At 63.8% G+C, this 13,965-nt stretch carries 8 protein-coding genes and 1 pseudogene; 6 read left to right on the top strand and 3 right to left on the bottom strand.

Annotated features, from left to right (window positions below):
- Positions 1-73 precede the first annotated feature (73 nt).
- A complete protein-coding gene (locus tag K369_RS26190; protein ID WP_156967736.1) occupies positions 74-532 on the bottom strand; it encodes a hypothetical protein in 459 nt (152 codons plus the stop codon).
- Between the two features lie 103 nt (positions 533-635).
- On the opposite strand from K369_RS26190, the gene K369_RS05445 reads away from it, so the two are divergent.
- From K369_RS05445 to ppsA, 6 genes and pseudogenes are all read left to right on the top strand, one after another.
- Positions 636-2,069 (top strand): DDE-type integrase/transposase/recombinase, encoded by a 1,434-nt coding sequence (locus K369_RS05445; RefSeq protein WP_036288817.1) that lies wholly within the window; start codon positions 636-638, stop codon positions 2,067-2,069.
- On the top strand, positions 2,066-2,920 hold the full coding sequence (locus K369_RS05440; protein ID WP_051948640.1) for an ExeA family protein: 855 nt from the start codon (positions 2,066-2,068) through the stop codon (positions 2,918-2,920). Before K369_RS05445 ends, K369_RS05440 begins: the two co-directional genes overlap by 4 nt.
- Complete coding sequence (locus tag K369_RS05435; protein WP_036286335.1) at positions 2,917-3,867, top strand: AAA family ATPase; 951 nt, start codon at positions 2,917-2,919, stop codon at positions 3,865-3,867. Before K369_RS05440 ends, K369_RS05435 begins: the two co-directional genes overlap by 4 nt.
- A 627-nt stretch (positions 3,868-4,494) precedes the next feature.
- Positions 4,495-5,115: a SagB/ThcOx family dehydrogenase gene (locus K369_RS05430; RefSeq protein ID WP_036288814.1), complete on the top strand. Its 621-nt coding sequence runs from the start codon at positions 4,495-4,497 to the stop codon at positions 5,113-5,115.
- Between the two features lie 38 nt (positions 5,116-5,153).
- Positions 5,154-5,829, top strand: a pseudogene (locus K369_RS05425) (HAD family hydrolase).
- Between the two features lie 112 nt (positions 5,830-5,941).
- The gene (ppsA, locus tag K369_RS05420; protein WP_036288811.1) at positions 5,942-8,323 is read left to right on the top strand and encodes a phosphoenolpyruvate synthase; all 2,382 of its coding nucleotides are present in this window, start codon (positions 5,942-5,944) and stop codon (positions 8,321-8,323) included.
- Between the two features lie 15 nt (positions 8,324-8,338).
- Here ppsA and K369_RS05415 read toward each other — a convergent pair whose 3' ends face one another.
- Positions 8,339-9,235, bottom strand: a complete 897-nt coding sequence (locus K369_RS05415; RefSeq protein ID WP_036288808.1) for a hypothetical protein — start codon at positions 9,233-9,235, stop codon at positions 8,339-8,341.
- Positions 9,236-9,775: 540 nt separating this feature from the next.
- Positions 9,776-13,756, bottom strand: coding sequence for a chemotaxis protein CheB (locus tag K369_RS05405; RefSeq protein ID WP_051949087.1), 3,981 nt, complete (start codon positions 13,754-13,756; stop codon positions 9,776-9,778).
- Positions 13,757-13,965 lie beyond the last annotated feature (209 nt).

The following is a 13,965-nucleotide window of genomic DNA, read 5'->3' as shown; positions in this document are numbered from 1 at the left end:
TTCTCCTCGCCTTCGACCGCGATCTTGCGGCGAGGGCGCGCGAGGTGAGATGCGCGCGCTGCGGCGGCGCGCTTCATTCAGGCAATTTCCTGCGCAAGCCCAGAGGCGGTCCCGCCGGGCTCGGCGCAGACCACAATTTGCGCTTCAGCTTCTGCTGCGCTGTGCAGGACTGCCGCAAGCGCGCGACGCCCTCGTCGTTCCGGTTTTCTCGGGGCGCAAGGTGTTTCTCAGCGCGGTCGTCGTGCTGGTTTCGGCGATACGCAATGGCGCGGCGGCGTCGGTTCGCGAGCTCTCCAACCTTGTCGGCGCAAGCCGCAACACGATTCAGCGCTGGCGCCAATGGTGGCGCGATGTCTTCGCCGCAAGCCCGTTCTGGAGGGTGGCCGCGGCCGCCTTCATGCCGCCCGTCGCCCGAGAGGAGCTGCCGACGGCGCTCCTGGATCGCTTTTCCGGCGCCACCGCCGAACGACTGACCGCGCTGCTGCGATTGCTTTTGCCGATCACCGGAGGGCCGCGCCGATGCTCGCTGCATGAGGGTTTTCGTCGGCCCGCAGAAGACGCCCGTCGCGGGTCGACGGCCCCGCCGTTACCGTCCGCCAGTCCACTCCAAGGAGCGTCGGCATGGCGAAAGGCGGGTGCACGAGCAATGGGCGCAGCTGCGCTTTTCGGTGATCGGGCAGCTTCTCGCTGCGCCGCCCGAGAAGGGCGCGCTCCGTTCGGCGCTCGTTGAGCTTGCGGCGCGCGAATGGCGCCATCCAACGACCGGCGCGCCGGTGCGCTTTGGCGCCTCCACGATCGAGCGCTGGTATTATCGGGCGCTCGGAGAGCGTCAGGACCCTATCGCCGTCCTGCGCCGCAAACGTCGCCAGGACGCCGGCCAGCAGACAGCGCTCGGCGTGCCGCTGCGCCAGGCGCTGCTCGCCCAATACGCTGCGCACAAGAGCTGGAGCGTCAGGCTGCACTGGGACAATCTGGTCGCCTTGGCTTCGAGTCGGCCCGAGCTTCAACCCGTGCCGTCTTATGCGACCGTCCTTCGCTTCCTCAGGGCCAATGGTCTGGACAAACGCCGGCCGCTCACCTCGCGGCTGACGGCGGGCGCATTGCGGGCCGAGGCGCGCCTCGAGCAACGCGAGGTCCGCAGCTACGAGGCCGAATATGTCAACGGCCTGTGGCATTGGGATTTCCATCACGGCTCGCGCAAGGTGCTGACGCCGCGTGGCGAGTGGCGCACGCCAATGTTGCTCGGCATTCTCGACGACCGTTCGCGACTCGCCTGTCATCTGCAATGGTATTTGGCGGAGACGGCCGAGAACGTCGCGCATGGTCTGTCACAGGCGATCCAGAAGCGCGGCCTGCCGCGCGCCGCGATGAGCGACAATGGCGCGGCGATGACTGCGGCGGAGATCCGCGAGGGCCTCGGCCGGCTCGCAGTCCTGCACCAGACGACGCTCCCCTATAGCCCCTATCAGAACGCCAAGCAGGAGGCGTTTTGGGGTCCAGTCGAAGGCCGGCTGATGGCCATGTTGGAGGATGTGCAGGACCTCAGCTTGGCGACGCTCAACGAGGCGACGCAGGCCTGGGTCGAGTACGAGTACAACCGCAACATCCATTCGGAGATCGGCGAGGCGCCCGTCACGCGTTTTCTCGCCGGCCCCGAGGTGACGCGGCCGAGCCCCGACAGCGCGAGCCTCAAGCTGGCCTTCACGAGGACCGAGCAGCGGACGCTGCGCAAGAGCGACGGCAGCCTCCTGATCGAGGGCCGCCGCTTCGAGGCCCCGAACCGCTACCGCCACCTCACGCGCCTGGAGGTCCGCTTCGCCAGCTGGGACCTCGGCTGGGTCCATCTCGTCGACGCGCAAACCGGCGCGGTGCTGTGCCGGCTGTTCCCGCAGGACAAGACCAAGAACGCCGATGGGCGCCGCCGGTCGCTGGAGCCGATCGCGGCGGAGCCCATCGCCATCAAGCCTGCCGGTGGCATGGCGCCACTGCTCGCCAAGCTCATGGAGCAGCGGGCTGCAACGGGGTTGCCGCCCGCCTACCTGCCCAAGGACGAAGGAGAAGAGTCTTGAACCCCAAACTATTGGCGCTCTACGGCCTCAAGTGGAACCCCTTCGCGCCGGGCGCGCCGACCGAAGCGTTGTTCGCCACGCCGCGCCTGCGCTCCTTCTGCTGGCGCGTGGCGCAACTCGCCGAGGAGGGCGGCTTCGCCCTCGTCACCGGCTCGCCCGGCGCCGGCAAGTCCGCCGCCCTGCGCATCCTGGCCGAGCATCTGGCGACGCAGCGCGACGTCAAGGTCGGCGTGATCAGCCGTCCCCAGGCCGGCATCGGCGACTTCTATCGCGAGATGGGCGATCTCTTCGGCGTCGAGCTTCGCCCGAACAACCGCTGGGGCGGAGCCAAGAACCTGCGACAGCGTTGGCAGGCTCATATCGACGACTCTCTCAATAGGCCCGTCCTGATCGTCGACGAGGCCCAGGAGATGCTGCCGCTCGTCCTGAGCGAGCTGCGCTTGCTGTCCTCGGCAAAACTCGATTCCCATATTCTGTTGACCGTCGTTCTGGCGGGAGACGGACGGCTCGTGGAGCGTCTGCGGTCCGACGAGCTTCTCCCGCTCGGCAGCCGCATCCGAGTTCGCCTCGCTATCGACCGGGCGACGCCGCAGGAGCTGCAGGATTGTCTCAGACACGCCTTGCAGCAGGCCGGCGCGACGACGCTGATGACCCCGGAGCTGATCGTGACCCTCTGCGATCACTCCCAGGGCAATCTGCGCGCGCTCATGACGCTTGCGGGCGAGCTGCTCGCGACGGCCGCCGAGCGTGACGCCCGACAGATCGACGAGAAGCTGTTTTTCGAGACTTGCGCCATGGCCCCTCCGCCCGCCCCGCTCTCGACTGCGGCCGGAACTCGGCGTAGACGATGACGCCGCTTCCCGTCACGCCCGCCCATCAGCTCGCCGATCGCCCTCCAGACAAGGACTGGCTGGTCACGGGGTTGTGGTCCCAAGAAGCGGTCGGCATCATCGGCGGCGAGCCCAAATGCTGCAAATCCTTCCTCGCGCTAGATCTGGCCGTCGCCGTCGCCGGCGGCGCGCCCTGCCTGAGGCGATTTGGCGTACCCAAGCCCGGCCGCGTCCTGCTATACGCCGCCGAGGACGCGGCGCACATCGTCCGGCGCCGGATCGAGGGCATCGGCGCTGCGGCCGGCCTCTCCATCTTTGATCTCGACATCCAGGTCATCACCGCCCCGTCGCTGCGCCTCGATCTCGACGCCGATCGCGCCAGCCTCGAGGAAACCATCGCGCGGCTGGAGCCGCGCCTGCTCATCCTCGACCCCTTCGTGCGCCTGCATCGCATCGACGAAAACATCAGCGGCGAAGTGGCGCCGCTGCTGGCGTTCCTGCGTCAGCTCCAACGCCGTCACGGCCTCGCCGTGATCCTCGTCCACCACGCGAGAAAGAACGCGAGCAGCATGCGTGCGGGCCAAGGCCTACGTGGTTCCTCAGAGTTCCATGCCTGGGGCGACTCCAACCTCTATCTCCGCCGAGACGGCGACGCGCTCACCCTGACCGTCGAGCACCGCGCCGCGTCGGCCATGCCCGCCATCAGGCTCGAGCTCACCGAGCGCGCCGACGCGCTCGCCCTCGAGGTCGTGGACGGCAGGCCACAACCCGCACAGGGCGCAGAAGCACGCTCGATCGACGAGCGCATCGTCGCGGCCCTCGCGGAAGCCGGCGCGCCGCAGCCCTTTGCCGATCTGCGCGCCTTGTGCCGCGTGCGCACCACCACGCTCTATCAGCGTCTGGCCGCCATGGCCGCCGCGGGCCGCATCGTCAAATCGACGGACGGCTATCGCCTCGCCACGGGCTGAGTGATACGCCGCGATAAACGGCCGCAACCAAATCAGCCCCGCTGTGGCCGCATGCCCTCTCAAGTCACTCAGACGTTGACTTCCCACTTCCGCTTCCCACCACCCCTACAGCGTGCGGGAAGCGGAAGTGGGAAGCCCATCAAAAAGCCTGATGAGCACGACATCAGAAACCGTGATCACACTCACGGCCACCGCAGCGAAGACCGTCCTTGCGACAGTAGGAATAGCGTCGATTGAGCTCGTCGGGTTCGAACATCTCCACGTCACGGAAACCGATCTCGAGACGCCGGTCGCGCAGGGCGCCGCTGTCCGTAGTTCACGAGCGCGAGTCGATTGGTGGAGAGATATTCATTCAAATCGTTGATGCGCCGCCGAGCTGTGGCGGCGCCTCCGATGTCCCCAACATGAGCGGCGTCAAACCAATGGCTTAGGCTAGCCAAGCGCCCGAAACATGCGCTCGGGCCACTTCGACTTCGGTCTCCGTCGCTTCGTCACCAAAGTCGACGATAAACTTCACCCGCCAAACCGAGCTTTGCATAGGCTCGCCATCTCCAAAAAGCCGACCTCAACCCTCGAAAATCTACATCCTCCCACGATATTGTATGGTCTCACGAGGAGGCCGTCGCAATGAGCACGCTGACCAAGCTCGCGCTCGGCATGATGGGGCGGCTGCGTCCGAAACCTGCGCGAGACGTCGCTGCAGCGCAGATCGCGCTTCCCCCTCCGCACAAGGAAGGCGGAATGCCATTGATGGAGGCGCTCGCCGAGCGGCGTTCGTCTCGGGAGTTTGCGCCTGACGAGCTGTCCTTGCAGCTCTTGTCAGACCTGTTGTGGGCCGCGGACGGCGTGAATAGAGCCGAAGGCGGACGGACTGCGCCCTCCGCTTTGGACGCTCAGGAAATCGACGTCTATGTCGCGCTGCCTTCCGGCGCTTATCTCTATATCGCAGCCACGCACGCCCTGGAGCTGCTCGCAGCGAGCGACATGAGGCGCGTGACCGGCTATCAGGATTTCGTCGATGACGCGCCGCTCGATCTGGTGTTCGTCGCCGACCATGCGAGAATGGCGCTCGTGCCGGTCGCTCAGCGTGAGAGCTTCGCCTCGGTCGCGGCCGGCGCGATCTCGCAGAATGTATATTTATTCGCGGCGAGCGCGGGCCTCGCCACTGTGATCCGCGCCTGGATCGATCGCGAGGCGATCGCGCAGGCGCTGGGGCTCGACCACGACCATCAGGTGCTGTTGTCATAGACAATCGGCTATCCGAAGAAGACGGAGTGAATTCCCCGATGCGCATCGACCCGGCCTTCCTATTCGACCTCGACGGCACGCTGGTCGACAGCGTCTATCAGCACGTCCTCGCCTGGAAAAAGGCGCTCGACGCGGAGCACATCGATTTGTCGGTCTGGCGCATTCATCGCAAGGTCGGCATGAGCGGGGGCTTGTTCGTCAACCAGCTGCTGCGCGAGACGGGCATGGAGATCGACGCCGAACGCGTGCGCCGCTTGAGCGCCGCCCACGCCGCCGCTTATCTCGAGATCGCCGACGGCGTGCGTCCGCTCCCGGGCGCGCGGGAGCTCCTCGCATGGCTCACCGACGCCGGCGTCCCCTGGGCGATCGCGACGAGCGGTCGCATGGAGACCGCGCGCGTCAATCTCGCCGCGCTCGGCGTCGATCCCGCTCGCACGCCGGTCGTCACCCGCGACCAGGTCGCACACGCCAAGCCCGACCCAGACCTCTTTCTCGCCGCCGCAGAACGGCTGAACGCGCCCATCGCGACGGCGTTCGTCGTCGGCGACAGCATCTGGGACATGTTCGCCGCGACCCGATGCCGGGCGCTGGGCGTCGGACTTTCTGAGCGGGGGCTACGGCTCCGACGAGCTTCGGCAGTCGGGCGCGTTTCGCGTCTATGACGACCCCGCCGATCTACTGTTCCACATCGACGAGATCGGTGGAAGGAAGTGACGTTCGGTCGCTCTGCTCGCGCTCGCTAGAATGAGCCATATATAGTCGTCGCGGTCGTTGTGGTCCGACGACAAGAAGAGCGGACTTCGAGATTTGAAGCGAGGGGAGTCGCATGATCGACATGGCGCGGCAAATCGTCTGGTTCGAGGAAGTGACGCGCGACGATGTTCCGAGCGTCGGCGGAAAGAACGCCTCGCTCGGAGAGATGATTTCCCGACTCACCGAAAAAGGCGTTAGGACGCCCTCTGGATTTGCGACGACGGCGCAAGCCTATTGGCGCTTCATCGACAGCAATGGCGCGCGGAATGTCATCGCCGCGACGCTCGACGACCTCGCTTCCGGCCGCATCGTGCTCGCCGACGCCGGTCGAACAATTCGTAACGCCATTCTACGCGGCGAATGGTCGAGCGAAATGGCGAGCGCCATCGTCGAGGCCTATCGCGAGCTGGGTCGGCGCATCGGCAGGGACGCGCCCGATGTCGCGGTGAGGTCGAGCGCAACCGCCGAAGACCTGCCGAATGCGAGCTTCGCGGGACAGCAGGAGACCTATCTGAACATTCGTGGCGAGCGGGCCCTGCTCGACGCCTGTCGGCGGTGCTACGCCTCACTCTTCACGGATCGCGCGATAAGCTATCGCAAGGCGCAGGGTTTCGACCATATGAAAGTCGCGCTATCGATCGGCGTGCAGATCATGGTCCGGTCCGACACAGGCGGCGCGGGCGTGATGTTCTCGCTGGACACGGAGACAGGCTTCGACAAGGTCGCGCTCATCAACGCCTCTTGGGGGCTCGGCGAGAATGTCGTGCAGGGCGTAGTGGACCCGGATGAATATGTCGTGTTCAAGCCGTTCCTTTCCAATGCGTCACTGTCGCCGATCATCGAGAAGAAGCGCGGCAGCAAGCTGATGAAGATGATCTATGCGCAGGTCGGCGATCAGCCGACGCGCAATGTTCCGACGTCCAAGGCCGAGCGCGCCTCCTTCGTGCTCGCAGAGGAGGACATTCTGACTCTGTCTCGCTGGGCCTGTCTGATCGAGGACCATTATGGCCGGCCAATGGATATGGAATGGGCCAAGGATGGCGAGACCGGCGAGCTCTTCATCGTCCAGGCGCGTCCGGAGACGGTTCAATCGCGACGCGAGGCGAGCGCGCTGAAGTCTTATCGCATAGGCAAGAAAGGCCGCAGGATCTGCACGGGATTGGCGATCGGCGACGCGGTGGCGACCGGCAAGGTCTGCGTCATAGAGGATGTTCACGACATTGGTCGCTTCGTCGACGGCGCCATATTGGTCACGCGCACGACCGATCCGGATTGGGCGCCCATCATGAAGCGGGCCGCGGCGATCGTGACCGAGCATGGCGGGCGCACCTCGCATGCGGCTATCGTCAGCCGCGAGCTCGGATTGCCGGCGATCGTCGGCGCGCCGGATGCGACGCGACTGCTCCACGACGAGCAGATCGTCACCTTGTCCTGCGCCGAAGGCGACACGGGATTCGTTTATGATGGCGTTGCCGAGATCGAGATCGAGGAGCTCGATCTCGCCGCCGTTCCGGCGACGCGCGTCGAGGTCATGCTCAATCTCGCCGATCCCGCCGCGGCCTTTCGATGGTGGCGTCTTCCTTCCGACGGAGTCGGTCTCGCGAGGATGGAGTTCGTCATCAACAATCATATCAAGATCCATCCGATGGCGCTCGTCCATTATGATTCATTGACGGACGAGGCGGCCAAAAAGATCATCGCCGAGGCGACGGTCGGTTACGAGAACAAGAGCGACTATTTCGTCGAAGGGCTCTCGCGGGCGCTCGGCCGCATCGCCGCCTCCGTTCATCCGCGGCCGGTCATCGTGCGCATGAGCGATTTCAAGACCAATGAATACGCCGCTCTGATCGGCGGCGCCCAATTCGAGCCCAGGGAAGAAAATCCGATGATCGGCTTCCGCGGCGCGTCGCGTTATTACTCTCCGCGCTATCAAGAAGGGTTCGCGCTCGAATGCCGCGCCATACGCCGACTTCGCGAAGAAATGGGATTTGCGAATGTCATCGTGATGATCCCCTTCTGCCGGGCGGTCAAGGAGGCGGATCGCGTGCTCGATGTCATGGTGGCCAATGGGTTGAAACGCGGTGAGAACGGGCTTCAGGTCTATGTCATGTGCGAGATTCCCTCTAATGTCATTCTCGCCCGCGCCTTTGCGGAGCGCTTCGATGGTTTCTCGATCGGCAGCAATGATCTCACGCAGCTCACTCTCGGCGTCGACCGAGACTCGGCGGAGCTCTCCGATCTGTTCGACGAGAGGGACGAGGCGGTGAAATGGATGATCCGCACCGTCATCGACGCCGCGCGCGAGGCAGGAGCCAAGGTCGGGCTGTGCGGGCAAGCGCCGAGCGACCATCCCGATTTCGCTGAATTCCTGGTCGAATGCGGGATCGATTCCGTGTCGGTGACGCCCGACAGCTTCGTCGTCGTGAAGCAGCATGTGGCGGCTGCGGAAAGTTGATCGAGCGCGACCCGTTCAATAATCGATGACCATCCGGCTGAAATTCGCCGAGGAGATCACATCGCCGTCGATAATGCAGGATTGTCCATCCGCACATGCGCGCTTGGCCCCGGGGAAGCGTATCGTGACGCGCTTGGGCGGCGGCCCGGCCGAGGCCAGTTCGATCGTCGCCCTGGATTTCGTCCGGCAGGCCCGCAGATCGACGACGCCGAAGGCCGTCGGCAGATCCCGAAGAGTGATCCCCTCGCCGTCCCACCAATGGTCCGGCGCGCCGCGGAACAGCTCCAAGGCGTCGCCGTTTTCGCGCAGCAGCATTCCTCGTATCGCAGTGACGAACTCCGCCCCGACCCAAGTGTGCGGCATGTCACCGATATATTGCGGCGCGCGAGGCGGGCTCCAGACCACTTCGGCCCAGTGCCGCCAATTCTCGGGCCGCCGGCAGGAAAGTAGCAGCTCGAGCAAACCGAATGCGTCCTCGAGCCGGCCGAGGGACACGAAGGCGTTCAGATTGCGAACGACATAGGGCGTGAAGCTCCCCGCAAAATCCGGAGCGCCGAGCGATTTTATTTGCGCGGCGCAAAGGTCGTAGGTCGCCGCCAGCAGCTCGGTCGGAAGAACATCCTCCACGCGGCACGGCTCGAAGGCGATGGAGGTCGAGGTGGGATCAACGTCCTCGCGATCGGCCGAGCCCGCGATCATCCCCTTGCCCATGAGTTCGGAGGTCATGCGGAGCGAGTGAGCGAGATCTTCGGCGAATTCCTTCGCCTTCGCTCGCGCCTGCGCCGCTATTTCTCTTTCGCCTGCCGCGTCGGCGAGAAAGGCGCAGCCCCGAAAGGCGCCCAATGCGAAGAAGTCGTCCCAATAGCTGTAACTCGGCTCGCCATAGCCCTCATGACTGAGGGAAGGCGGCAAGAGACCGTGGAAACGGGACCTAGGGCCATGCTGCGCGTTGGTTCGGGCGCAAAGCTCCTCGATGAAGCGCGTCGCTCGGACCACGGGCTCGAGGACGGCGGTCAGAAATGCGCGGCTCCTCGCGATCCGATACGTCTCCGCCGCGACGCAGACGAACTCTCCCTGCGCGTCGAATTCGATATCGCTTCCGTAACCCCGATTTATCGCGCCATTCTCGTCGAGAATGGGCGGCCTTGGTCACCGAGGCCGACGTGGTGACAGGGTTCAAGCTGTGAACAAGCGCCTGAGATTGACCCTCTCCCTCTGCGCGGAAGAAACGAGGCCGGCGCGCGGTCAGTCGTGGGAGACGGCGAACTCGCCAGCGACGCAAGGTCGGTTGTCTCGACAGAACGAGGCCTTTTAATTCCTGGTCATTTGTTTGCGTTTGTGAACGGCGAGGTCGCGCCAAGCGCGGACCCGCGCCGTCGAGCGGGATGAGATTTCCAGAATTTATTCAGCTATCATATTGGAACCGGCTTCTGAGAAACCTTCTTCTGTCGCTCATCGGCGGAGCGGTGATTTCCGTATGATCTGCCTGAGAGAATCGAGATCGATAGGCTTCACGAGATGGTAATCGATGCCCGCCTCGGCGGAACGCTCGTAGTCTTTCGACTGGCCGAATCCCGTCGTAGCGACCAGCAGAGACTTTGATGTCGCTTCGAGGCGACGCAACCGTCGCGCCAGTTCGTAACCATCCATATCCGGCAGGCCAACGTCCAGCAACACGATGTCGGGCGCCTGTTCGGCAGCGCTCTCCAGGGCGCTGCGCCCGTCGCACGCAATTGAAACGCGGTGACCTTCCATTTCCAACAGCATCTTCATGCTGTCGAGCACATCGCGATAGTCATCGACCAACAGGATGGTTCGTCCTGCCGTAGGGACGTTCTCAGGACTCTCATCGACCGCAATGACCGCGCCAGCCGATTCGGCGAGAGGCAGCGTCACGAGGAATTCCGCGCCTTTTCCCAAACCGTCGCTGCGAGCCTTCACAGCGCCGCCGTGCAGCTCGGCGAGACGTCGCACCAGCGTGAGACCGAGCCCCAAGCCGGCGATATGATTTCGACCCGACGGCTCGACCCGCGAGAAGACGTCGAAGATGCGGGTCAGGGATTCGGGAGACAGGCCGATTCCATTGTCCTTGATCGATACGAGGCCGTCGTGACCGTCTCGACTCAGGGAAACGCGAATGCGGCCATTCTCATGGGTGTATTTGGCGGCGTTATCGAGAAGGTTCGAGAAGATCTGAACGAGGCGGACGTCGTCACCCTCGACCTCCAGCGCCGCGCAGCTCTGCTCGACCTCGAGCTCGTGGCGGTGCTCCTTGATCGTGAAATCGACATTGGCGATCGCGGCGTCGACGATGTCGCGCAGCTCGACGCGTTTTTTCGTCAACTCCATCTGTCCGGAGCTTATCTTGGCCACGTCCAGCAGTTCGTCGACGAGGCGGGTCAAATGAAAAACTTGCCGCTCTGCAATTTCACGAATTCGTCGAAGCTCGGAATTGTCGGGAAGCAGCTTTGCGAAAAGCACCATGGTGTTGCGCAAAGGCGCCAGCGGATTGCGAAGCTCGTGACCGAGTATGGCCAAAAATTCGTCTTTGCGCTGGCTCGCGCCACGCAACACTTCCGCCTCCTGCTGCGCGAGCTCCTTGGCCTTTCGGTCGGTGACGTCGGCGCTCATGCCCACCCAGCCGCACAACTTGCCGGCTCCGTCGCGCAAGGGCACGATTCGCGAATGCACACAGCGCCAGCCGCCGCTCGCATATCGTAGGCGGAACTCGGCGTTGAGCGGCGTTTGTGTCGAGATACAATTTTGCCAGCTTGTCGCGACTTGGTCGCGGTCGTCTGGGTGTACCGCATCGACCCAACCCATTCCGCGCATTTGCTCCGGCGCTTGTCCCGTGAATTCGCGCCAGCTCGGCGAGTCCTCGACGACTTTGCCCTCGGCGTCTGTGGACCAGACCGCCTGGGCGGAGGCGGCCACGAGGGCGCGGAATTTCTCTTCGCTGTTGCGAGCAGTGAGCTCGGCGTCCTTCAGCTGCGTGATCTCCACCAGCGTGATCACCACGCCTTGAATCTGATCGGAAGACGACCGGTAAGGAACGATCCGCGTCAGATACCACTCGCCGCTCTCGCTCTGGATTTCCCGCTGGATCGGCACAAATCGTTCGAGGACGGACAGCGCGTCCTCTTGGAGCTGGCCGTATCCGACGCGGTGGCGTAGTTCCGTGATGGGGCGGCCGCTATCGCTGGCCCGGACATTGAACAAATCGCGCGCGCGCGGCGTCACTCGCAGGATTCGTAGCTCTCGATCGAGAAACAACGTGGCGATTTCCGTCGCCGCCATCAGGTTTTGAAGATCGCCGGTGAGTTGGCTCAGCTCCTCGACTTTGTGCCGATTCTCTTGATTGACGGTCTGCAGCTCCTCGTTCATGGACTGCAGCTCTTCCTTGCTGGTCTCCAGCTCCTCCATCGTGGAGCGCAGCTCCTCATTGATGGACTGCAACTCCTCATTGCCCGCCCGCATTTCCTCCTGTGAGGTCTCGTATTGCTCGATGACGGCGCGCAGACGCTCCCTGGTCGCGTCCAGCTCCACCCGCGCCTCGGCCGCCTCGGGCCCGAGAGGAACGGACGGCGCGCTGTCGAACGCCTCATATTCATCGAAGATCACGAGATGCAGACTACCCAGCTCGGCGTCTTTCGACGGCCGCACATGGATGACGACTTGCGTCGGTTTGCCGTCCAGCTCGATCGCGACAGGGCGGGAGTGGATGCTCTCGCCATTCCGGGCCGCCGCGTGCAAGGCCGCCCGCAGCTCGACGCGCAGCTCCTCGCGCGCAAGGCGAAAGACGCTGGCCGAGAGTTCGCCTCCAGGAACCTGCAAATATCGCCCGACGTGCTCAGAGGCGTGAACGATGCGGAAGTCCTGATCGACGAGCAGGCTCGGCGGCGCATAGCGCTCGACCATTTTCTGGTGCAGGGCGCCGTAACTGAGGGTGGGCTCCAAACGCAGGCTCGGGGCATCGAAGCGGCCGACGCGGCCGAGCGTCTGGGGAAACACCGGCAATCGGGGCTCCGGCGCGGGCACGTTGCGACGCACGAAGACGCCGTGCTGCTTGCTCTTGGGCTGGAACAAGGCCGTCCGATCGATCGACTCGGAGGGGCCGAGCAGAAGCAACCCCTCTGGGTTGAGCGCATAATGAAACAGGTCGATGACGTCGTTTTGCAATTCGCGCTGAAGGTAGATCAGGAGATTGCGGCAGATGATCAGGTCGAGGCGGGAAAAGGGGGGATCGCGAAGGAGATTATGATTTGCGAATACCACGATTTCGCGCACGTCCTTGCGGATGCGGTAGTTGGTGTCTTCTCGCACGAAAAACCGTTCGAGGCGCTCCGGGGAGACTTCAGCCTCGATCGAGTCCGCATATTCTCCTTCTCGCGCCCGGCGCAGCGAGAGCTCATGCAGGTCGCTGGCGAAGATCTCGATCTTCGGCGCATCCGTCACTCGTCCAGCCTGTTCGAGCATCAGCATGGCGACGCTATAGGCTTCTTCGCCCGTCGCGCATCCGACCGACCAGACGCGGATCGCTTCCGAGCTGGTCTTGCCCTCGAACAATCGCGGAACAATCTCCTTTTCGAGATAGTCGTAGACCTCAGCGTCGCGGAAGAACCTCGTGACAGTGATCAGGAACTCCTCGGCCAGCAATTGCGCCTCGGTCGCGTCACCACGTAAGAAATCCAGATAATCTTCCAGCAGCTCTTTTTGATTCAACTGCATGCGCCGCCGAATGCGGCGCAGCACGGTTGACCTCTTATATTTGGAAAAGTCTAAATTGGTCCGCGTCCGAACTTCCGCCAGAACGCTCTGCAAGAGCTGATAATCGCGCGCGGGCGCCCCTTCCGGCGGTTCCGCGATTTCAATGCGAGGCCGGGTCGTCGCGAAGCGCACTATGCGCCACTGCATGTCCGCGAGCGGCAGCACAAAATCGACAATCCCGGTCGCAATGGCGTTTTGAGGCATGGAATCGAACTGCGATTCCTTGGGGTCCTGCACGATCGTGAGGCCGCCGTGCTCCTTGATCCTCCTGAGGCCGAAGCTTCCGTCCGCGCCGGTTCCCGACAGAATGACGCCGACGCAGCGGTCGCCTTGAGCTTTGGCCAAGGTTTCGAAGAAATGGTCGATCGGCGCCCGCTCTTCACGACGCTCCTCGATTTTTGAGAGACGCAGGTGACTGTCGATCGCGGAAAGATTGTAGCCCGGCGGGATGACGTAGACGTGGTTCGGCTCGACCTCCAAATCTTCGGCCACCTGCGAGACAGGCATCGAGGAAAAGGGCAGCAATATCTCGGCCAGCAGGCTCGGTTGGCTAGCCTGTAGGTGCATGACAATGACAAAAACAAAGCCGCTGTCGCTCGGCAGGGTGGGCAGCAGAGTCTTGAGCGCCTCGAGCCCGCCGGCCGAAGCGCCAATTCCCACGATCATCGGGAGCGAAGATTCAGTTTGTGGCATCGGTCCCCGCCAGACCGCCCGCCGAAACCCAGCGCGGCCTTAAAGAGGTATCTGTTCCCCCGGGCGGGACGTAGGTCAACCGGAAAAGGCCTCGACCGTCGCGTTCTGGTCGAGGTGGGGCCGTCCGCACTGGGGTCGATTCTGTTGAAAAACCCGTTGCGTGGACCGACTCGGCGTGATTC

The organism is Methylosinus sp. PW1, assembly GCF_000745215.1.
Taxonomy (GTDB): domain Bacteria; phylum Pseudomonadota; class Alphaproteobacteria; order Rhizobiales; family Beijerinckiaceae; genus Methylosinus.
This window is presented reverse-complemented; position numbering and strand designations above follow the sequence as displayed.